At 42.4% G+C, this 22,914-nt stretch carries 15 protein-coding genes; 7 read left to right on the top strand and 8 right to left on the bottom strand.

Annotated elements, in window-relative coordinates:
* Window positions 1-25: 25 nt before the first annotated feature.
* Window positions 26-760, bottom strand: coding sequence for a glycosyltransferase family 2 protein (locus C0V77_RS03230; protein WP_101724857.1), 735 nt, complete (start codon window positions 758-760; stop codon window positions 26-28).
* Between the two features lie 248 nt (window positions 761-1,008).
* On the opposite strand from C0V77_RS03230, the gene dinB reads away from it, so the two are divergent.
* Entirely contained in the window at window positions 1,009-2,079 is a 1,071-nt protein-coding gene (dinB, locus tag C0V77_RS03225) for a DNA polymerase IV (RefSeq protein WP_255408936.1), read from the top strand.
* 53 nt (window positions 2,080-2,132) lie between these two features.
* Here dinB and pyk read toward each other — a convergent pair whose 3' ends face one another.
* Complete coding sequence (gene pyk / locus C0V77_RS03220; protein ID WP_101724855.1) at window positions 2,133-3,584, bottom strand: pyruvate kinase; 1,452 nt, start codon at window positions 3,582-3,584, stop codon at window positions 2,133-2,135.
* Window positions 3,585-4,126: 542 nt separating this feature from the next.
* Here pyk and C0V77_RS03210 point away from each other — a divergent pair.
* The gene (locus tag C0V77_RS03210; RefSeq protein ID WP_101724853.1) at window positions 4,127-5,281 is read left to right on the top strand and encodes a 2-isopropylmalate synthase; all 1,155 of its coding nucleotides are present in this window, start codon (window positions 4,127-4,129) and stop codon (window positions 5,279-5,281) included.
* A gap of 114 nt (window positions 5,282-5,395) precedes the next feature.
* A complete protein-coding gene (locus tag C0V77_RS03205; RefSeq protein WP_101724852.1) occupies window positions 5,396-6,439 on the top strand; it encodes an LD-carboxypeptidase in 1,044 nt (347 codons plus the stop codon).
* A 59-nt stretch (window positions 6,440-6,498) separates the two neighbouring features.
* Here C0V77_RS03205 and C0V77_RS03200 read toward each other — a convergent pair whose 3' ends face one another.
* Both C0V77_RS03200 and C0V77_RS03195 read right to left on the bottom strand, forming a co-directional pair.
* Window positions 6,499-9,033 (bottom strand): M14 family zinc carboxypeptidase, encoded by a 2,535-nt coding sequence (locus C0V77_RS03200; RefSeq protein WP_101724851.1) that lies wholly within the window; start codon window positions 9,031-9,033, stop codon window positions 6,499-6,501.
* A gap of 181 nt (window positions 9,034-9,214) precedes the next feature.
* The gene (locus C0V77_RS03195; protein WP_101724850.1) at window positions 9,215-9,604 is read right to left on the bottom strand and encodes a TraR/DksA C4-type zinc finger protein; all 390 of its coding nucleotides are present in this window, start codon (window positions 9,602-9,604) and stop codon (window positions 9,215-9,217) included.
* A 307-nt stretch (window positions 9,605-9,911) separates the two neighbouring features.
* Between C0V77_RS03195 and C0V77_RS03185 the strand changes: the two genes are divergently transcribed.
* Together C0V77_RS03185 and C0V77_RS03180 are read left to right on the top strand one after the other, a co-directional pair.
* Window positions 9,912-11,189: a Glu/Leu/Phe/Val dehydrogenase gene (locus C0V77_RS03185; RefSeq protein WP_101724848.1), complete on the top strand. Its 1,278-nt coding sequence runs from the start codon at window positions 9,912-9,914 to the stop codon at window positions 11,187-11,189.
* A 171-nt stretch (window positions 11,190-11,360) separates the two neighbouring features.
* Entirely contained in the window at window positions 11,361-11,780 is a 420-nt protein-coding gene (locus C0V77_RS03180) for a nucleoside-diphosphate kinase (protein ID WP_101724847.1), read from the top strand.
* A 51-nt stretch (window positions 11,781-11,831) separates the two neighbouring features.
* On the opposite strand, the gene C0V77_RS03175 is transcribed toward C0V77_RS03180, so the two are convergent.
* The 3 genes from C0V77_RS03175 to C0V77_RS03165 all read right to left on the bottom strand — a co-directional run bounded on the left by C0V77_RS03175 (window position 11,832) and on the right by C0V77_RS03165 (window position 17,525).
* A complete protein-coding gene (locus C0V77_RS03175) occupies window positions 11,832-12,818 on the bottom strand; it encodes a Gfo/Idh/MocA family protein (RefSeq protein WP_101724846.1) in 987 nt (328 codons plus the stop codon).
* Between the two features lie 199 nt (window positions 12,819-13,017).
* Window positions 13,018-14,247, bottom strand: a complete 1,230-nt coding sequence (locus C0V77_RS03170; RefSeq protein WP_173830514.1) for an NADP-dependent isocitrate dehydrogenase — start codon at window positions 14,245-14,247, stop codon at window positions 13,018-13,020.
* A 161-nt stretch (window positions 14,248-14,408) separates the two neighbouring features.
* Entirely contained in the window at window positions 14,409-17,525 is a 3,117-nt protein-coding gene (locus C0V77_RS03165) for a carboxypeptidase-like regulatory domain-containing protein (protein ID WP_101725041.1), read from the bottom strand.
* A gap of 670 nt (window positions 17,526-18,195) precedes the next feature.
* Between C0V77_RS03165 and C0V77_RS03160 the strand changes: the two genes are divergently transcribed.
* Both C0V77_RS03160 and C0V77_RS03155 read left to right on the top strand, forming a co-directional pair.
* Window positions 18,196-19,263 (top strand): mannose-1-phosphate guanylyltransferase, encoded by a 1,068-nt coding sequence (locus C0V77_RS03160; RefSeq protein ID WP_101724844.1) that lies wholly within the window; start codon window positions 18,196-18,198, stop codon window positions 19,261-19,263.
* 9 nt (window positions 19,264-19,272) lie between these two features.
* A complete protein-coding gene (locus C0V77_RS03155) occupies window positions 19,273-19,845 on the top strand; it encodes a hypothetical protein (protein WP_101724843.1) in 573 nt (190 codons plus the stop codon).
* 72 nt (window positions 19,846-19,917) lie between these two features.
* Here C0V77_RS03155 and C0V77_RS03150 read toward each other — a convergent pair whose 3' ends face one another.
* Window positions 19,918-22,467 carry a TonB-dependent receptor domain-containing protein gene (locus tag C0V77_RS03150; protein WP_101724842.1) on the bottom strand — a complete coding sequence of 850 codons (2,550 nt, stop codon included), beginning with the start codon at window positions 22,465-22,467 and terminating at the stop codon, window positions 19,918-19,920.
* Window positions 22,468-22,914: the final 447 nt, after the last annotated feature.

Raw genomic sequence — 22,914 nt, 5'->3', positions numbered from 1 at the left:
TAGATTCTTCTATCCCGCCTTTTTGTTATTTTTTATAATAATCTCCTCTCGAGAAGTGCTTTTCAATCCAGCAATACATCAAAATAAATAAATAACGGCTGCCCATTTCTTTAATTTTCAGCTTAGATTCTCCATACTTTCGGTTGGTCCAGCTGTTGGGTACAACGGCATACGTGTATCCGCGCACAATTGCTTTTAAAGGGAGTTCAACAGTGAGATTGAAATGCGGAGATAAGAACGGCTTAATGCCCTCAATGGTTTCTCTTTTATATAGCTTGAATGCATTGGTGGTATCATTGTATTTGATACCCATCATGTTTTTAATAATGAAATTGGCAATTCGGTTAATAAACTTCTTGAGGGGCGGATAATCAATCACTTTTCCACCTTTTATCCAACGGCTGCCATAAACCGCATCTACGTTTTTCTCAAGCATGGTTTTATAATACTTCACAAGGTCTTCGGGGTCGTCAGACATGTCAGCCATAAATACAGCCACGCAATCGCCCGTGAAACGTTCCAGGCCATATCGTACAGCGTAGCCAAATCCATTGGGGCCTTTATTGGTTTCAAAAACAAGTGTCGGAATTTCTCCGGAAAGCGATTCAAGAACAGCCAGTGTCTGGTCTTTAGAGTTATCGTTAGTAACCCATATTTCGTGAGGAATATCGTGCTTTTTTAAGGTTGTATATAAAGTGCGCAGGGTTTCCGGAATACTTTCTTGTTCGTTATAGGCAGGAATAACAACGCTTAGTTTCATCAGTTTTATTAAATTTAGCTTCTCGCAGGAAGATAAAAGTGCAAGTGTTCAAACATTTTTATTGAATCGGAGGCAAATGTCTGAAAACTAAACCTAAATTCAAAGGAACAGAAGCCCTGATGCATAAATGAGATAAGCACAAGCCTGGTCTGTAGATTCTTTGTCAGAAATTTTACCTTTATGTTATAAGTATAAATATTAATAACTTTGTTTCAACAAATACTAATATCATATTAGGAGTTTTAGGGGTGGCAAGCCGCAAAATTATTCATATTGACATGGATGCTTTCTACGCATCGGTAGAGCAGCGAGACTTTGCCGATTTGCGGGGAAAACCCATTGCCGTAGGTGGAAGCCGCGAGCGGGGTGTGGTAGCTGCTGCCAGCTACGAGGCCCGCAAATTTGGTGTGCGCTCGGCCATGTCGTCCAGAATAGCCAGGCAGAAATGTCCGCAGTTAATCTTCGTAAAGCCGCGCTTTGAAGTCTACAAACAGGTATCAGTAGAAATCAGAGAAATTTTTCTTGAATATACTCCTTTGGTTGAGCCGCTATCGCTCGATGAAGCATATCTTGATGTAACCGAAAACCTGAAAGGAATAGAAACCGCTACACAAATAGCGCAGGAAATAAAAGAGCGAATTAAACAGAAAACCGGACTCACCGCCTCTGCCGGGGTTTCAATCAATAAATTCCTTGCCAAAATTGCCTCAGACTACAGAAAGCCCGACGGACTATTTGTTATTAAGCCCTCACAGGCCGAAAAATTTGTAGAAGTATTAGAGATTAGCAAATTTCATGGAATAGGTAGAGTAACAGCCGAAAAAATGAACAAAATGGGCATTTTTACCGGTAAAGACCTGAAAGCCAAAAGTGTTGAGTTTCTCACCAATCATTTTGGTAAAATGGGGGGCTATTATTTTGATATTGCCCATGGTGTAGATAACCGCCCGGTTAACCCCGATAGCATACGGAAATCGGTAGGAGTAGAGAATACCTTTGACAAAGACTTTACAGAGCCGGAAGACCTTTACAGAGAAATGGACGATATACTGGAAAAACTCTGGCGCCGCATGGCCCGCATAAAAGCCTATGGTAAAACCATTACATTGAAGATAAAATTCGCCGACTTTGAGAGCATCACCCGTAGCCGCACTTCACAATTACCGGTACTTGAAGAAACATTGCTGGCAAAAATATCTTATGAATTGCTGCATGCTCTTTTACCAATGCCCAAGGGTGTTCGGTTACTGGGTATTTATTTGTCAAATCTGGCTTTTGAAGAAGAAATGGCCGGAAGGCAGCTAACGATTGACTTCTAACGAAAAGAGCTCATCATAACGACGAGCTCTTTTCTATATGGTTCAGATTAGTATTATTCAACCCGGCTTAATTTGATAGTGTTGGTCCGGTTGTTTTCATGAAGAGGCATACTTAAGGTATTTACAAACAAATCTCCGGCAGCAAGCTCTCCTTTTTCAACCAGGGTATCTCTGATGTTAGCCACTACTTCTTCTACACTTTTATCTTTCAGATGATTGTATTTAAAAGCGGTAATGCCCGAATACAAACTCAACTGGGTTAAAAGCTTTTCGTTTCCGGTAAAGATAAATGTATTGGCCTTTGGGCGGTGATGCGATAAACGAACAGCCGTATAACCAGAGGTAGTAATGCCAATGATGGCTTTTACTTTCAGGTCACGTGCCAGGCGGCAGGCGTTCATTACCACGTTATCGTTTTCTTTTTCTTCAGACTTATAAGAGTCTTCCGTAACACGGGCATGGTGGCGGTAATATAATTTCTTCCAGTCGGCTTCGTTTTCTACTTTTTCAATGGTTTTTACCATTGTTTCAACCGCAAGAATAGGATATTTACCAGAGGCACTTTCTGCACTTAGCATTACGGCATCTGCACCATCTAATACGGCATTGGCCACATCACCAACCTCTGCACGGGTTGGGCGGGGGCTGTCAATCATGCTTTCAAGCATTTGTGTTGCCACAATTACAGGTTTGGCAGCCAGATTAGATTTTTCAACCAAAGCTTTCTGAATCAATGGCACGTCTTCTGACGGAATCTCCACACCTAGGTCTCCACGGGCTACCATAATACCATCTGTTGCGGCAATGATAGAGTCCATGTTGTCAACCGCTTCCGGCTTTTCTATCTTGGCAATAACCTTTGCCTCTTTTCCCTGGGCTTTTATGTAATTCTGTATATCCTTTATTTCGTCAGCCGTTCTTACAAAAGAAAGCGCAATCCAGTCTACATCATTCAATAAACCAAATTTCAGGTCTTCCCAGTCTTTTTCTGTAACCGATGGCTGAGAAATATTGGTATTAGGCAGGTTTACACCTTTCTTTTGTTTTAAAAGGCCGCCATATACTACTTCTGTAATTACGTCCATTCCGTCAACGCCGGTTACTTTTACTTCCAGCTTGCCGTCGTCCATCAATATTCTTTCACCCAGCTTCACGTCCTGATACATACCCTTATAAGGGGTGCTCACACGCTGACCGTTTCCGATTACATCTTCGTTAGTAAATACCAGTTTATCGCCGGCAAAAATTTCAACACCCTCATTACCTGTTTCCATCTGGCCTATTCTGATTTTCGGGCCTTGTAAATCCTGCAGAATAGCGCATTTAAAACCATGTTCAGCGTTTATTTTCCTGATACGGTTAATACGCATCTGGTGGTCTTCGTGGGTTCCGTGAGAGAAATTTAAACGGAAAACATTTACACCGGCTTTAGCCAGTGCCAATAGCATTTCTTCACTTTCAGAAGCTGGTCCGACTGTGGCTACAATTTTGGTTTTTCTGTGCATATTTAAAATAAAATATTTCTTAACCCTGAGAACGTCGCAAAAATAATAACTATTTATGAGAATTACCGAATAAACCCTGTTGATTTATACGCCAAGCGTATTTGTGTCAAAAATGACCTGATATATAAGTGCTTAATATTCAGCCCTTTAAATATTTATTAAATGATAATAAAAAAGCAGGTGCCCTATCCTGACGGGGGTTGAAATATCATCTTTTGATGGCCTGAACCTGCTAAAACGCAGTAAATAACCTTGAAACCGGAAACTCTTACAGTAGTTAAAAAAAGCAGTAAGCCCGGTTTGAAAAAAATAAAAAGAAGTTTTTGCCGGAAAAAAATAATGTGTTAAATTTGTGTCCTTAGTAATTTCAAAAAGCAATTGAAACAAAACGTAATCGCAATTTCACTTCTCCTTCTGCTCAGCTTTTCAGTGTGAGAAACGGAGACTTTGTATAAATCAAAAGCCCTTTCTTGCACATGGTGAGAAAGGGCTTTTTTGCGAGAAAAAGAAGTAGTAAAAATAACTAAACACCTCATTAAGCAATGAGCCAGAAAATTTATGTTTTCGACACCACCTTACGAGATGGAGAACAAGTGCCCGGTTGCCAGTTAACAACCGACGAAAAGGTTATGATTGCCAAGCAGCTGGAAAAGCTGGGTGTCGATATTATTGAAGCAGGTTTCCCGATTTCAAGTCCCGGCGATTTCAACTCTGTTGTAGCGGTCTCTAAAGCCGTTACAGAACCAACGGTTTGTGCCCTCTCAAGAGCAATCAAGGGTGACATTGAGTCTGCTGCTGAAGCCCTGAAATATGCCAAGCGGCCGCGTATACATACCGGTATCGGGGCTTCTGATATTCACATCAAACATAAATTTAACAGTACCCGCGAACAGATTATTGAACAGGCCATTTCAGCAGTGAAGCATGCTAAAAAGTTTGTTGAAGACGTAGAGTTTTATGCTGAAGACTCTGGTCGGGCCGATCTTGAGTTTTTGGCAAAACTGACCGACGAGGTTATCAAAGCAGGCGCTACAGTAGTAAACCTGCCTGATACCACAGGATATGTGCTGCCACATGAAATGCATCAGCGTATTTCATACATCATGAATAATGTGCCTAATGTAGACAAAGCCATTATTTCCATGCACAACCATAACGATTTAGGTCTGGCTACTGCCAATACCATTGCGGGTATTCAGGCCGGAGCAAGACAGGTAGAGGTAACCATCAACGGTATTGGTGAGCGTGCTGGTAATACTTCGCTGGAAGAAGTAGCCATGATTCTGAAAGTGCACAAATCGCTTGGTTATCATACCAATATTGAAAGCACCATGCTTGCGCCTATCAGTAATTTGGTTTCTGGTACCATGCGTATGCCTGTGCAGGCCAACAAAGCCATTGTGGGGCGTAATGCTTTTGCGCACTCGTCGGGTATTCATCAGGACGGCTTCCTGAAACATACCGAAAACTACGAGATTATCAGCCCGCAAGAGGTTGGCGTAGATAAGTCGTCTATTGTGCTTACCGCCAGAAGCGGCCGCCATGCTTTAAAACACCGTTTGGAAAAACTAGGTTATAATCTTGATAAACCCGAAATTGATTATACGTATAGCCGCTTCCTTGAGCTTGCCGACAGAATTAAGGAAGTAAATGATAAAGACCTGGTATTGTTGATGAAAGAGGTTGCTGTTTCCTGAAAAGCAGGCCTGTCGATTCTGATAAGGGAGTTTGTGAATGTGTTCATAAACTCCCTTATTTTATGTAGTTTAGCAGAATATAAATTGATTAATCACACCTACTTCATCGGAAAAATGCCTGATCGTCGACATTTTCTCAGTTCAAGCCTGCTGGCTGGTATAGGGCTGGCCAATCTGAATTTTTCGTTTCCTGATACCCAGCATAAAACTTTAAAACCGGCGGCGCTGAAACCGGGCGATACCATCGGGCTGGTTTGCCCGGCCTATTCGGCATTTTTAAAAGAAGAAGTGCAGATAACCATTGAAAGCCTGGAAACACTGGGTTTTAAAGTGAAAAAGGGCGACCACATGTTTGACCGATACGGGTATCTGGCAGGAACAGATGCCGACAGAGCCGCCGACATCAATAAAATGTTTGCCGATAAAAGCATTAACGGCATAATGGCCATGCATGGCGGCTGGGGTTGTGCCAGAATTCTGCCTTTGCTTGATTATAAAACCATTCAGCAAAACCCTAAAGTTTTTATTGGCTACAGCGACATAACGGCTTTGTTGCTGGGCATTTACAGCCAGACAGGGCTTGTTACTTTTCATGGGCCGGTAGGTTCTTCAACCTGGAACAGCTTTTCTGTTGAAAATTTTAAGAGCCTGCTGCTGGATGCCAATGCAGTACAATTGACAAACCCCGTAAAAAAGGGAGACAACCTGGTGCAGGTAGATGACCGCATATATACCATTAACCCCGGCATTGCTACCGGCAGGTTAACAGGCGGAAACCTGACAGTGCTTAGCCATATACTTGGCTCGCCTTATGTGCCTGATTTTAAGGGGAGTATCTTGTTTCTGGAAGATGTGGGTGAAGATATTTACCGCATTGACAGGATGATTACGCAACTGAAACTGGCAGGTATTTTAAATCAGCTTTCGGGTTTTGTATTTGGTAAGTGTACCGACTGCCCGCCGTCAAAAGGAGGCTATGGCTCTTTAACTATGGAAGATATTTTTGAAGACCATATCAAGCCATTGAACATCCCGGCATTCTCAGGCGCTATGATAGGCCATATTAAAGATAAATTTACAGTGCCTGTAGGTATAAAAGCCACCATTGATGCCACGAAAGGGAGCATCACACTGAACGAAAGCGCCGTTAATAAGTAAAACAAAAAGCCCTTTCGGTACATATTGCTGAAAGGGCTTTTTGCCTGCAATGGGGGCATTTACTCTTCTTCGCCGCCAAAACGGCCACCACCAATGGTGTGTCCAAAGAAAAGAGCATTCAGAAACAACTTGTTGGTTCCGTACCAGAATGCCCGGAAATTCGGGTTCTCCGACATCAGAATGATTTTCCCGGCACCCAAAGTCTGTGTAATAACAGCGGGTGAGTTTTTAATTAAAGCCTCATTTTTTGGATGAACATAACCCGCAATTAATGGATTACTTGTGAAAATAATTGGCGTATTATAAGGGTTTTTGGTGTCTTCAAAGAAGATGTTGTTGTCTTTAAACAATGCCAGTTTTTCCTGCGGGTATCCGAAACAAATTGGGTGAGTAGGATCTATTTTTGTTTCAAAGATGGTTCCGGCAGTTTCCATTGCGCCATTGTATTTCTCCTGCAAAACATAAGGTCTTTTTCCGCTGCCATTGTTATCCGGTCTTGGTTTTACAGTTATTGAAGCCAGTTTTTTATTGGCTGCCCATTCGGCGGCTTCTGTCATGGCAACCAACACGCCACCGCCCTGTATGAAGCGTCTGATTTTCTCGTCTGATAAATTATTATAGTTACCACCCGAAAGTACAATGTGCGTGTATTTGTCCAGATTAACCCTATTGGCTGTTTCAATATCAGCAAAAGTCAGAGGTATGTTGATGCGTTGGTCTAGCAGGTGCCATATTTCACCGGCATCATTGGCGTTTACACCCGGGCCCGCCAGCATCAAAACCTTAGGTAATTTCAATTTGCGGAATTTCTCACTACCAAGGTCAATTCCTGCAGGTGTAAGGCCGGTGGCAGTAGCATAGAAATTAACTCCGTCACGCTCGGCAAGGGTTTGCAGCAAAGCGCTTGGGTCTTCTCCGTTGCACACAATTTGTATGGTGCCGTAGTCAAACTTCTGTTCTTTTCCGCCTACAATAGCCGTGAGGGGTTCAATAGCTACTTTAAGGGTATAACCTTTATCTAGTAATTCATAGGCAGTTCTTGGCGCAAAATAGCTGTTCCATTCAAAGAAATAGGCATAAGTGCTATTGCCATAAACCTTCCCTTTCGGAAACTCGTTTATATGCACTTTTTCGCCCAGCGAAACAGCTGCTTTGGCTTCAGCAGAAGGCACATTCATACAATATTGTAACGACCACGCCGAAATGTCATAGAAAAGGCTGTCTTCAAACTTGGTCCGCTTCTCGAACATGGATTTGATAAGGCGATGCTGTGGCTGGTTCATTGGTACCACAAAAGAAGTCGCCTTGTCGAACGTGTTGCCGTCTATGGCTTCATCTTTACCCAGTTTATAAACATCTACCTGGTTTCTTTTCAGCATATTTACCATCTCCCAGGTTTTTACGGCATCTTTGCTTCCACCAAATACATAGGCTTTTACGGCATCATTTGAACCTTCTTTATAAAAATTGCGCATATGTTCCAGCAGTTCTACCCGCATTTCGCGGGCTGCTTTCAGCGTTGAAAACGTGGCAGAAACCTGATTGCGGATAGTGAAAGGGAAACTCAGAAGGCCATTAGCGGTCTCCTGCAAATGCCCACGAGAAGAGGCTTGTTCGAACAATATACCAATAGACCCGTTCACATCGGGTAGGGTAGAGCCTTTTCCGTAGTAAAAGTCGTCGTAGTTCTCTTGTGTATAGTAAGCAGAATTGATTCTGTCTAGCCCCTGAGCGTGATATTTCCCTATTTTGGCTGTCAGTTCAATATTGCTTTTGGGAGTAAGCGGGTGAGTACGTGATGGGATACCCGGTTGAAAAAAGAAGGTAGATGCACTTCCCATTTCATGGTGGTCAGTCAGAATATTAGGTCTCCATTCGTAAAATTTCACCAGCCGGCCTTTACTTTCAGGCATTTGCTGGTACAGCCAGTCGCGGTTTAAATCAAACCAGTAATGATTAGTACGGCCGTTCGGCCATGTTTCACTGAACTCGCGGCTGTTGATGTCACTTACCAGAGTATTGCTTCGGTTGATGTTCACCCAGGTGGCAAAGCGGTTGCCGCCGTCGGCATTAATACAAGGGTCAATCAGAATAATGGCCTCGTTTAGTAAGGAGTCAACACCCGGACCCTGTGCCGCGGCCAGATAATACGCCGACATGAGGTTAGAGTTAGTGCCGCTGGCCTCATTCCCATGCACCGAGTAGCCCATCCAGACAACAATAGGCATTTTTTTCAAATCCAGGCTGCCAGATTGCGCCGGGTTCACCAGTTTCTGGTGTTCTGCTTTTATCTGGTCCAGTTTCGCATGGTTTTGTGGCGAGGTTACCGTCAGCAACAGTAGTTCACGGTTTTCGAAAGTCTTGCCATAAACCTCTACCTTGAACCGGTCTGATAACCTAGCCAGTTCTTTCATGTAAGCATACTGCTCATAAGGTGTAACGTGTTGTTCGCCAACCTGATAACCAAGAAATTGCTTTGGTGTAGGTATTTTGGGGTTATAATTTACATTTTGAGGCAGGTAATAGCTATCGGCCACCTGCCCGAAAGTATTAATTTGTAAGGTGATGAAGAATAAGAGTAGTATTTTTTTCATGAAGCAGATGAGTAGTTTGTTTGGCAATTAAACACTTTTCTGCTTAAAAATACAAAAAGCCTCTGACAGAGAGGCTTTTTGTATAGACAAAGAATCTATAAACCTTAAAGTTTTTCCGGCCAATGCAATGTGGCAGGGTAATACTTAAGGATTTTATATGTTATGTAATACTGTAAGGCAATCAATTAGAAGCTCTCAGTTTGGCTTCAATGGTTTGCTGGGTATGTGGTACCGCTCTTAAACGCTCTTTTGGAATCAGCTTGCCGGTATCCTTGCAAATACCGTAAGTTCCGTTTTTGATGCGAATCAGGGCTGCTTCCAATTGTTGTGCAAATTTTTGCAAACGACCTGCTGACTGGCTAAGTTGTTCTTTTTCGCTCACATCTGCGCCATCTTCTAATAATTTTGTACTACTTGACGTGTAATCAGTACCATTATCATTCTTACGACTCAGCGTTTCTTTAATAAAGTTCAGCTCATTTCGTGTCGCTTCTAATTTGTTGGTAATAATTACTTCAAACTCCCTTAGCTCCTCTTCTGAATAGCGGGTTTTTTCTTCAACTACAGCCATAATCGTAATGCAGTAAATTGTTAAAAAATGGGTCTATGCTTAAAAAACGCCACAAAGATAGCGTTTTTTAAGCCTTTAAACAATGCCCTGTGCAAAATATTGGGTAATTGGCAAAAAAATTTATCTTATGGTAATTTGCCAAATGCGATAAATTATTTGGTGATGCGCAGAATTGCCAGTTTAGGATTGGGTATATTTTTAAAAATGAATATAATGTTAAGTTTGTGTGAAATTTAACAATTTTAAGAAATACTATCTTTTTTCTAAGTTTGCACCCTAAAAACTTCAACAATAGAACTTTCTGTTTATGAATTACATAGAACCGGCTCCGATTAAGGATAAAGAAAATCCGTTGGAGTCAATGATGTCAAGGTTTGATGCCGCAGTAAAAATTCTGGGTATCAGTGAAGAGATGTACTACATCCTGAAAGTACCTGCACGCCAGGTAACAGTAGGCTTGCCCGTAACCATGGACAACGGGCAGATTAGAGTCTTTGAAGGTTACAGAGTTATTCATTCAACCATATTGGGGCCAAGTAAAGGCGGTATCCGCTTTGACCCTGCCGTGAACATTGATGAAGTGCGGGCATTAGCAGCCTGGATGACCTGGAAATGTGCCGTGGTAGATATTCCTTACGGTGGAGCCAAAGGAGGAATAGCCTGCAACCCGCGTGAAATGTCGGCCGGCGAAATGGAACGGTTGATGAGGGCCTACACTTTGTCTATGCTTGATATCTTCGGGCCGGATAAAGACATTCCGGCGCCTGATATGGGTACAGGCCCCCGTGAAATGGCCTGGTTGATGGATGAATATTCAAAAGCCAAGGGTATGACAGTCAATGCCGTTGTAACTGGTAAACCATTGGTTTTGGGTGGTTCGCTTGGCCGTACCGAAGCCACAGGGCGCGGCGTAATGGTATCGGCACTTTCAGGAATGGAAAAGCTACGCCTGAATCCTTATCGTGCTACGGCTGCAGTGCAGGGTTTTGGTAATGTGGGTTCTCATGCCGCACAGCTATTACATGAGAAAGGCGTAACCATTTGTGGTATCAGCGATATTTCGGGCGCTTATTATAACGACCGCGGAATAGACATTGAAAAAGCAATTGCTTACAGAAACGCCAACAAGGGTACCCTGGAAGGTTTCAAAGAAGCCGAGTTGATTAGTAACGAAGAGTTGCTGGCACTTCATGTAGACGTGCTGGTTCCTGCTGCCAAAGAAGACGTAATTACACATGATAACGCCGCCAGCATTCAGGCAAAACTGATTGTGGAAGGCGCCAATGGCCCCACCTCTGCAAGTGCCGACGAAATTATCAATGAGAAGGGCATTATGGTAGTGCCTGATATCCTGGCGAATGCCGGTGGGGTAACAGTTTCTTATTTTGAATGGGTACAGAACCGAATCGGATACAAATGGGCCTTAGACAGAATCAACCGTCGTTGCGACCGCATGATGAAAGATGCATTTGATAACGTATTTGAAACATCACAGAAACATAAGGTATCTATGCGTCTGGCAGCCTATATTGTGGCTATAGACAAAGTAGCCAGCACCTATAAGTTTCGTGGTGGATACGGTTGATACAAAATTTCAGGATAATTAAAGTATTGCTCAGGCCCATTTGCTATCTGTAAGTACAAATGGGCTTGTTGTTTATTAACCATCAGATTTTACACTTAATTCTAATCAAACAGTTTACTGAATGCCTTGAATTGAGTATTTTTGCAGAAATTATTAAAAAATTAAACAGATATGGCAGGTAACAGAACCTTCACGATGATTAAACCACATGCTGTGGCGGATAATCATATTGGTGGAATTATAGCTATGATTGAGGCCGCCGGCTTCAGAATTGTAGCAATGAAAAAAACACAACTGACTCCGGCATTAGCGGGTAAGTTTTACGAGGTACATAAAGAAAGAGGTTTTTACGGAGAGCTTTGTGAGATGATGTCGTCGGGTCCGATTGTACCGATGATTCTGGAAAAAGAAAACGCCGTGGCCGACTTCCGAACCCTTATCGGAGCTACGAATCCGGCTAATGCAGAAGAAGGAACCATCCGTAAGAAATACGCCAAATCGCTGGGTGAAAACGCCATTCATGGTTCAGACTCAGACGAAAACGCTGCTATTGAAGGGGCATTCTTCTTTGGTGTAACCGAACAATATTAATAGAATTTATAAAGAGAAGGGTCTTGCCGTAAAAAGCAAGGCCCTTTTTTGTCAGCCATCAATACCCTCATAAAAAATACCGGCTTTCTGGCGTATATCATCTAACAAACTTATCAGTTTCACGCTCATGGAAAGCGGCATTTTTACACTTTCTTTTTTGTTGTGGCGCACGCAATTGTTCACTTCTTCAATTTCGTAATTATATCCCCGTGTTTCTCTGTTAAACGAAAACGTAACCGGCTCATTGTCTGTCTCAAAAAGCGTCAGGGTTTTTGTTTCATGAAATCGCTCCGGTAAATGAATATATCCTTTCTCTCCATAAATAAGCGCTTCTGTTCGGGTTCTTGTGGCATAAGTAGCATTTAACATAGCAGTAGCCTGTGGATATCTGAAAACAAAACTTGTAGTTTCGTCGACCCCTGTTTTGCCAGCAATGGTAAAGGCCTGCACATCAATAGGGTAGCCTAATATCAAAAGCGCCAGATATGCCGGATAAATGCCAATGTCGAGCAGGGCCCCGCCACCCAAAGCCGGGTTCAGTACGCGGCGTTCCGGAATATGAGGCGCAACAAAGCCAAAATCGGCCTGAATGGTTTTCACCTTCCCTATTCTGTCTTCGGCAATCAGTTCCAGGGTTTTTTCTATAGCGGGTATAAACCTGGTCCACATGGCTTCCATCAGAAATGTATCATTTGCCCTTGCTGCTTCTACCATCTGCTGCACCTCTTTCAGGTTCATGGCAAAAGGTTTTTCACAAAGTACAGGTATCTTATTATTGAGGCACAAAATAGCAGCCGACGCATGAGCCGTATGAGGTGTGGCAATATATACCACGTCTAAGCCGGGGGCATTGAAGATTTCTTCATAAGAGCTATAAAAATGGGGCACATTGAATTTCTTCGCAAAGTTTTCAGCACGCTCTGAAGAGGTAGAAGCAACCGCGTGCAGCTCCGTATCCGGTACGTTCACTAAGTCGGTTGCAAATTTTTCTGCAATTTTCCCTATTCCGATAATTCCCCACCGTATTGTTTTCGCCATTGTATATATTTATTTCAGAAGCCAACTTTGTATGGCATCAGGTTTAAGGATATGGTTTTTTTGAATACCTACTCATATAACCAAAAAACGTTTAAGCTACCATTTTGTTTAGATGAAAGCGGCTGTTGGTATTGCCTGGCCTGAAAACAAGACACCCCGGCTGTAAGAGCCAGGGTGCCTGTTAAGCAATAAAAATGTATTATTTGCCTAATTTTATTTTCAGATTTTGGTCTAATGCGTCCAAAAACTCTTCCGTATATAAGTAATGCTCACCGTGGGTTACTTTGTTTCCGTGGATACAAACCGCCAAGTCTTTGGTCATTTTACCAGACTCAACCGTTTCAACGCAAACCTGCTCCAAAGCCTGGCAGAAATCTATCAGCTCCTGGTTGCCGTCTTTTTTACCACGGAACTCCAATCCACGGGTCCATGCAAAAATTGAAGCAATTGGGTTAGTTGAGGTTGGTTTTCCGGCCTGGTGGTCACGATAGTGGCGGGTTACCGTTCCGTGAGCTGCTTCTGCTTCCATAGTTTCGCCATCCGGAGTAACCAATACAGAAGTCATTAAACCTAATGAACCGAAACCTTGCGCTACAGAGTCAGACTGTACGTCGCCATCGTAGTTTTTACAAGCCCAAACAAATGAACCGTTCCATTTCAAGGCAGATGCCACCATGTCATCAATCAGACGGTGTTCATATACAATACCCGCTGCTTCAAACTTAGCTTTGTAGTCTGCCTGATAGATTTCCTCAAAAATATCTTTAAAACGGCCATCATATTTTTTAAGGATGGTGTTTTTAGTAGATAAATACAAAGGCCATTTTTTGTTAAGCGCCACATTGAAACAAGAGTGCGCAAAACCGCGGATAGAGTCGTCGGTATTATACATACCCATGGCTACTCCGCCTCCTTTAAAGTTATAAACATCAAACTCTTTAACGGTACCGTCAGCGCCTTCAAATTTCATGGTTAATTTACCAGGGCCATCAACTACGAAATCAGTAGCGCGGTATTGGTCACCGAAGGCATGGCGACCAACGATGATGGGGGAGGTCCAGTTAGAAACCAGGCGAGGCACGTTTTTACAAACGATAGGCTCACGGAAAACAGTACCATCCAGAATGTTACGGATTGTGCCGTTTGGCGATTTCCACATTTGTTTCAGATTAAACTCTGTTACACGGGCTTCGTCAGGCGTAATAGTAGCACATTTGATACCCACTCCATATTCTTTAATAGCATTGGCTGCATCAATAGTTACCTGGTCATTTGTTTCATCACGATACTCAACGCCAAGGTCATAATATTTAATATCTACATCAATATAAGGCAGAATCAATTTTTCTTTAATAAAACGCCAGATGATTCGCGTCATTTCGTCACCGTCTAGCTCAACAACGGGATTAGCTACTTTAATTTTATTCATGATAATGAGTTTAATTAATAATTACGGTTGTAAAGTTATAAACAGAATATGAAAAATCGTAATTATATGAAACTTTCTGTTGCCAGTCAATAAAAAAAGAGCCTCCAAACGGAAGCTCTTTTTAACTTAAACCAAAGAAAATTATGAAAATTAATAAAATCTTATTTGTTCAGAAGTTCGTCAAACGACAACGAAACATAATACATAGAACCTACCGATGCGCTTCCGTAAGCCTGAATGTATGGCTTGCCACCAATGTTGGTACCACCCACTTTCAGGATAGACTTAATGCTTGGTAATTTAAGACTTACCTGTGCATCTATGGTATTAATGGCCGGCACAGTAGTGTTTGAAAAGAACCCGATGCCAGTTGTTGTTGGCTGGTTAAAGCTGGCTTCCCAAACAAACGAATTCTGATGTTTGAAATTAATATTAAAGCCTACCTTGTTACCACTGCCCAATCTTTTACCAAAGCCAAGGTTGTAACGGTATTCTGGTGTATTAAAGCCTGCATATTGTTGCTCGGCCGATGGCGTAAAGTTTTTCAAACGGTTATTGGCTATGTTACCGCTCAGGTAGAAACTCTTAACGAGCGAGTAATTCAGCCCAATTGCCCAGCCGTCAACTTTTATTTTTTCTGAGGTATTGGCTGGTCTTGAATAACCCAATCTTGTGTTTGCGCTGGATACGCCCGACTCAATCGGCAGACCCGGCCCGGCAGCTTGCGTAGGTACAACCACCGACACCCCACCTATAAAGTTTCGGTAGGTGCTGGTATAGTAATAAGCATCTACAAATAGTTTTTTAGCTATTAAGCCTTTGTAACCGATTTCAACTGACTGGATGCGCTCTGGTTGCAGGGTCTTGGCCGAGTACTTAGGTAATGAGGCCAAAGCATAAGCAGGAGCCACCTGAGTGGTAACTGCTGTAATTTGAGTAACCACAGTGCTTTGAACGTTGTTTGCAATGGTTGTTTGTATGGCAGGCGAAGCCATTGTTTGTGCAACACCAGCAGCAATGGCAGCAGAAGCCTGGTCGGCAGGTATTTGTCCGGCTGCTACAGCCGCATTTACCTGAGCCGTAACGCCAGCGGTTACCTGAGCCTGCACCGCTGCGGTAACACCTGCTTTAATGGCTGGCAACTGTGCATTTACAGCCTGTGTAGCATAGGCTTGTGCCTGTGCTAAAACAGTCTGTGTTATGTATTTTGTTGGGTTAGCCTGGAAGTCATTCAACACAGGCAATGCAATACCCTTGTTCAGGTTATATCTGTTCACAAATTCAGGCAGACCACCAATCAGTGTTCCGGCTGGTGTTTTAAGGTCAATATACTGGTTCTGAGTAGTTGGAATTCTGAAACCTGTCTGGTAAGATACACGGATATTCTGCTCACCAAAAGAAGCAACCCCTGAAACACGCGGTGTAAACTGTCCTTCAAAATTCTCGTTTTTATCATATCTCAAAGAGCCGGTAATTTTAAAGTGGTCTTTAAACAGACTTTTAGCAGCCTGTACGAACGCGCCATATTCGTTAATACCAATGCTGCCGTTTCTGCCTTCTTTTCTGTCAGCAAACAGGGTTCCGTCAGAGCGTAAATCATATTTTCTGAAGTTGGCGCCAGCCAGCAGGTCAATAAATTTAATCTGATTTTTGAAGTTATACACCCCTTCGGCATGGTACATGTTGGTTTTGTCTAAGAAGGCACCACCACCATTGGCAATTGGTAAATCTCTGTATTTTTCAAGCAAGGCATCGTAAGCGGCCGTACCCGGTTGAGGCATTCCCTGGTCGGCTACTGCGCGGGCTGCAAGGTGGGCCTGGTCTGCAGCCAAACCACCACTTCTGGCCTGAACGAAGGCACCTACATATTGCCCGAACCAAGTTTCATGCGGCTTGATAGAGTTAAGCATTGAAACGGCCGTTAAGCCAGTAAAATAGGATTGACCTGAGCGCTCTTGCGTTGTATAGGCACGAAGCGTGAAATTGTCGCCTTTCAACTCAAGCTTGGCTTGCGTAAGGTTAAAGTTTCTTAACGAATAACGGCCGGTGCCGGTATAGGCAGTGGTACCATAGCCATAGTTAACCTGTGCAATGGCTTCCACTTTTTCGTTCAATCGATAGTGCAGGGCAACATTGGTCTTAAAACTTTTGGTGTTGTAGTCAATCATGTCTACTTCTTTAAAACCGGTGCGGCTTACATTAGTATTGGCCGGAATAAGCCCTGCTGCGGCTGAAGGAAGCAAACCGGCGTTAATCATGCTGTTGGCTACGGTTGTCATGTTTGCCTGCACTTCATCGCCGTAGATATTCATGCCGTCGTAGTCTGTTTTTACACCTGCTCCGCGTGAGCCATCCTGTACACCACCCAGGTTAAGGTTGGTGTAATTATTAGCCTGCCAGTCTTTAGCCGTTATATAAGAAAGGTTTACCTTGAAGGCAAACTTATCATTAAATGCCTTTGCATAACGAAGCGATAAATCGTGGAACGGCGTAGTAACAGTAGTACGGTTTGAGGCCGTCATGACCCCACTTTTGGCCGTTGCGCTTAAACCCTGGTACAGGAACGGGCTTTTGCTGTTCATCAGAATCAGACCATTAATGGCATTGGGGCCATAAAGAGCCGAAGCAGCACCCGGAAGTAACTCTACGCTTTCAACGTCAAGTTCTGGCATACCCACAATATTGTCAACCGGGAAATTAAGCCCCGGTGCCTGGTTATCCATACCATCAATCATCTGTACGGTGCGGGGGTTTCCGGTTGCACCAAAACCACGCATATTGATTGATTTGAACAATAAGCCCTGGGTGGTCATGTCTACACCTTTCATGCTTGCAAGGGCATCATAAAAAGACGGAGCCGCTGCTTCACGAATGGCACGAATATCCATTTTTTCAACAGCAACCGGCGATTTCATCACAGTTTCTTCTACACGAGAGGCCGCAACTACAACCTCCTGCCCTAATATGGACTGCTCTTTCAATGCAATTGTAATAGCAGCATTATTGCCTGAAACACTTACTTCCTGGCTTTCATAACCTACCGAAGATATTACTATCGTAAACGGCGGAGGTGTAGACGTACTGAAAGAAAAGTATCCTTTAATGTCGGTAATCGTACCAATTACCTTACCTTTTACCTGCACACTTACTCCAATCAAAGGCTCTTTAGTAACAGCATCTGTTATAGTACCTGAAACTTTGGTTTGAGCAAATACAATATGGGTAACAAATAAGTAACAGATTCCGAATAATAATTTTTTTACGGAAAGTTTGAACATGGGGGTATTGGTTAGTGGGTTAACAAAACGTAAATTTGTGTCAAACATAGAAAAGAAAAAAGTAATATGCAAGCATACTATCGCTTGATTTTATAAAAATTTTACAATTTTACCAAAAAATAATTATATATGCTCCGGAGCATTACTTTTCGGTACCATTTTTTAATTTTTGCTGTAGTTTTCGGGACTAACCACCCCCCAATGCCTCAGATAACAGCTATTTAACTGTTTTACTTATCGATTTGGTTTTTGATTGGCAACACCCCGGCATGGCTGGCTGTTGATAGCGTAACGCCGTTAAGCTGCCAACAATACCAGGGCACTGCGCAAGGCGGTTTTATGAAAGCCAGCCATGTAAGCATCAAAACAAATTCGGCCACCTTAATGAGGGCATAGCTGGGTGTTTACTGTATAAAAAATAGATATTTTTGGATATAAAGCCGTAAATCTGATTAACACAAACTTAATTTTGGTGGAATGTTAAAGAAAATGTAGTTTTACATGCAGTTGATTTTGAAATAGCTTATAACTCAGAAGTAGAATACTCTCAATAAACCAAAGAATTATCAAATCTTCAATAGCATCTAAGTAAGCAATAAGATTGTATTCTCAACTTTTGTACATTCCTTGATTATTTACTCTGATATTATATTAACACTTAGCGATTTTAATGGAAAACAATTATGTAATCATTATGGCCGGAGGAGTCGGAACACGATTCTGGCCGTTTAGTCGTAGTACCAACCCAAAACAGTTTCATGATGTACTGGGAATCGGTAAAACAATGATTCAGCAAACTGTTGAACGTTTTGAAGGTGTTTGCCCAAAAGAAAACATCTACATTGTTACCAGCGAAGAGTACTACCATATAACAAAACAACAATTGCCGTATCTGTCTGACGACCAGATATTACTAGAACCGAACCGTAGAAATACCGCACCGTGTATCGGGTATGCCTGTTATAAAATAGCCTCTAAAAATCCGGATGCCAATATCGTGGTTGCTCCTGCAGACCACATCATTCTGAAAGAAGAAGAGTTCCGTAAGAGAATCAACGTTGCTTTGCATTTTTCGGCCAGTAACGACGTTTTGGTAACGTTGGGTATTAAACCAACCAGACCCGATACGGGTTATGGATACATTCAGTTTACAGAGTCGGAAGGCGATATTAAAAGGGTAAGAACCTTTACTGAAAAACCAGACCTTGAGTGGGCTGTTAAGTTTGTAGAAAGCGGAGAGTTTGTCTGGAACGCCGGTATCTTTATCTGGAATGTGAAGACTATCAAAAAGACTTTCGAAATGTTCTTACCTGAAATGGCTGAAGCATTTGAAGAAATCAAGAAAGACTTCTACACTGCCGGTGAAGCCGAGGCACTTAAAAAAGCGTATCCTCAGTGCAAAAGTATTTCAATTGACAATGGTGTGATGGAGAAAGCCGAAAACGTGTTTGTGGTGCTGTCTGATATCGGCTGGTCTGACCTCGGTACCTGGAAATCATTGTATGAGATTTCAGACAAAGACGAAAACCAGAACGTAATAGACGGTAACACTTTGTTATATAATACCAGTAATTCAATCATCAAAACTCCTGCCGACCGCCTGGTGGTTGTAAATGGCCTTGATGGTTACATAGTAGCTGAATACGATAACGTGCTTATGATTTGCCGTAAGGAAGATGAGCAGAAAGTTAAAGAGTTTGTGGCTACAGCCGGAACGAAAGGTAAAGAGTTTGTTTAATAGAAAACCATGGCTAAGAATAGTGTTTTAATACTAAGCTTGTGTCTGACCCAGTTTGCCTGCTCAAACGTGGAACGTCTGGATACTACCGAAGTGAAAGAGGAAATGGAAGGACACAAAATAAAGAAGGTGTCGCCTGCCCAGATAATGGAGCAGGTAGAAGTGTTGGGTAGCCGGATAAGCACTGATTTGTCAGGCGAACTGGAAAAACAACTGAAAGGTGCATCAGGGGCGCGTCTTGAAGAAATATGCCAGCTTAAAAATATCCCCTTGCTTGATTCAGTGGCAAAGAGGTATAACCTGAAGGTGCGCTTACTGGGCCAGCCAGACATTGGCAGCAATAAAACCCTGTATGCCAAAGAAAAAGAAGTGCTTGAAGCCTATGCAGATATTGCGGCTCAGAAACAAACTTTGAGCAGCAATATTCAAAGCATTGGCGACTCGCTCTATATCTACACGGCTCCTGTCGCAGCTGAAAAAGGGGCTGGGAAACTATGTTTTAGCGATAATTCAGGTTTTGCCGTCTGGAGCATCATCCTGAGAAAAGCAGACATTATCAAGAGTATCAAGCCTAAAAAATAGAAAGAGAGCTATCAATGAAAGATAGCTCCTTTAACTAAAACAAAACTATAAAAAACCTAATTTTGAAAATCCTTAGTTGTTCATATTGTTACTTTCTCCTGCCTTCACGTCGTCGTTCTTAACCGACTTGGTTTTCTTCTCTACCATTCTCATATTTCCTATTTTGTAACTGAATGTCAGCCTCACGTTCTGGTTGTAGATATTATTAACACTAACCTGATTAAACTGCGCCGAGTTTAATGTTGTTTTTACTTTTATACCCCCCAGAAAGTTCTCGGTAGCCAAGCCAAGGCTTCCTTTTTTGTTTTTGAAATCTTTTCTGAAACCAAGCGAGTACATATAGAAGCTACCCTGGGTACCTTGTAACTGTATCTGGTTACCTCTGAAAAAGCTAAAGCCTTGAATACCCCAGCCGTTTTTCAGCTGAATCTGCGTTTGCAGACGGCCACCTATAACCACACCGTCGTTACTGATAAGCGACGACACCCCGTCTGAGCCCTGCGCCATACCTTCCAGATAGCTGTAATAAAGGTCAATACCCGCATTTACCGACCATTTGGGAGTAATGTTCAGGTTTCCGAATATGTTTGTACCATACATCTGTTGTTTACCTATGTTCTCAAATGTGGTAACAATTGCACCGGCCAGGGTGTCAGAAGGTACGCTCAGGCGCAAGATAGAATTGTTGGTCTGGCGGCCGAACACCGAGGCGTTCAGATAAACCTTTTTGATGTTTGCACTGGCGCTTAGTTCGAAATTGTCAGTTATTTCCGGACGAAGGCTCGGGTTACCAATGGTAATATTCTGCGGGTTGGCTGCATTAAAGTTAGGGTTTAACTGTTGCAAGCCCGGGCGCTGAATGCGCTTATTATAGGCCGCCTTTAAGGTAGTGGCACCAATAGTTTTTGAAACGTTTACACTAGGCACCAGATTACCATAAGAAGGTATATTAATATCTTTTACCTGATCTTTTGCCTCAATAGTTGTGTATTCGTAACGGGCACCCACTTTAAACACATACTTATTTTTGGTTGAGTAGGTATATGACATATATCCTGAAGCTATGTTCTGCGAGTAGTCCAGCAAGCCGGATGGGTTTCTGGCATCAGTGGCAAAGTCGCCTGTCGGCCCGGCAAAAAGATAGCTGAAATCGCTGTTTACCTGTCTGAAAATGCCTTTCACGCCTACTTCAAATACTTGATTCTGTTTTATCGGGGTCTGGAAGTCAGTCTGCAACGTAAACTCCTGATTAGTATTACCGTTCAGGTTTTTCTGGCGGCTTGTAAGGGTTCCTGATTCGTTCAGTAAGTCTGCCAGAAAGTTGTTTTTAAGATTACTCTTACTGTATTGTGTTGAAACCGACCACTCTTGCGATGGTTTGAAAGTACGAATGTAATCAAGGTTGACATCAATTGAGCTCGAAAGGTCTTTGCTGTCTACATTTCTGTATGCCGTAGAATTAAAAACATTATTGGTATACAGACTGGTGGTGTAGTCTTGCGTTCTGATAAAATTACGTGTACCCAGGTTAATGCCCGCGGTAAGCGACTGGTTCTTGGCTATGTCATAGTCAAACCCAAGATTATATCTTCCAAACAAGCCGTTGTCAAAGGCATCGGCAGTTTGTTTGGTCAACACTGTATTGCCGCCCCTTAAAGTACTCTGGTCTAGTGAAGTAGCCGCCTTATTATAAAAAGCCCGGCCACCGCCACCCATTGAGATACCCAGTTTACCTTTACGGATATTGCCGTTCAGGCCCAGATTAGAGCCCCTTACGCCTACACCCGAGTCCAGGTTTAAAGTTAAACCTTCAATAGAACTCTTTTTTGTAATAATGTTAATGATACCACCTGAGCCCTCAGCATCATATTTAGCCGAAGGTGAAGTAATCACTTCAACCGACTTGATGAGGTCTGACGGAATCATTTTAAGCGCATCTGCAATACTGCTGGCTATAATGGTAGAAGGCTTATTGTTGATTAATACTCTGATATTAGACGTACCACGTAGCGAAACGTTACCGTCAAGGTCTACCGTCAGCAAAGGTACTTTTCTTAATACATCGGCTGCGTCACCACCTTTAGATGTTATATCTTTTTCTGCATTATATACAAGGCGGTCAACTTTCTCTTCTATCATTGATTTTTCGGCGGTTACCGTCACCTCGTCCAATTGTTTGGCACTGGTAGATAATTTAATTACTCCCAGGTCAATATCTTTTCCTTTTTCAACTTTTATATTATCAATTACCTTGTCAGCATAACCAATAAAACTGATAACCAGCTTATACTCGCCGGCGGCTACTCTGGTTAAAGAAAATTTTCCTTTTTCGTCGGCCATTGTTCCGTCTACCACTTTGTTGGTTGCCTTGTTATAAAGGGCTATGTTGGCAAACTCTACCGCGGTTGTTACGGCCTCATCAACTACAAAGCCGGATATTTTCGAATTACCCTTCGGAGCGTTTCCATCAAGGTTAAGTTGGGGTGTTTGCTGGGCATTATTGGGGCGGCCATTGCCGTCTCCTCTCTGGCCGCCCATTCCGCCGGGCCCGCCCGGAAATTGCGCTGCAGCAGAGAAACCAACGAGGGCTGCCAAACTAAGGATACTGATAAACTTCTTCATTGTCTTATTTTTTATAATTTTTTTCGCTTGATTGTATTTTTACTTCACCAAAATAAACAGGTGTTTCCGGTACTTTTTCAGTAAATAGATGAAATCTTGAAGAGTGAAGATGAAAGATAAAATGTAGCTTATAAAGTGCAAAAAAGGTACAGAACAGGCCATAAATCAGGTTTTGATTGCATTTTGAGCAGTTTTGTCGTCAGACTTAACACTTTGGTCTGTTTGGTGTACATTGAGTTATTTTAATAATATAGATTTGTTTAGGCTTTGTACTTTAGAAACCCCCTTGGTTTTGTGCGTAAGGAAAAATAAAAAGTGCAATTATTTATAAAAACTCTTTCATACTTAATGACTATATTCAATAGAAAAATATCTTATCAACACCTGTTCAGGGTTTTATTTCATATCTTCTTTTGGGGAGTCTGGTCTATTTGGCCAATCATTAAC

The organism is Emticicia sp. TH156 (assembly GCF_002855535.1).
GTDB lineage: Bacteria > Bacteroidota > Bacteroidia > Cytophagales > Spirosomataceae > Emticicia > Emticicia fluvialis.
Note: the sequence above shows the minus strand (reverse complement) of the source record. Positions and strands in the feature narration are given on the sequence as shown.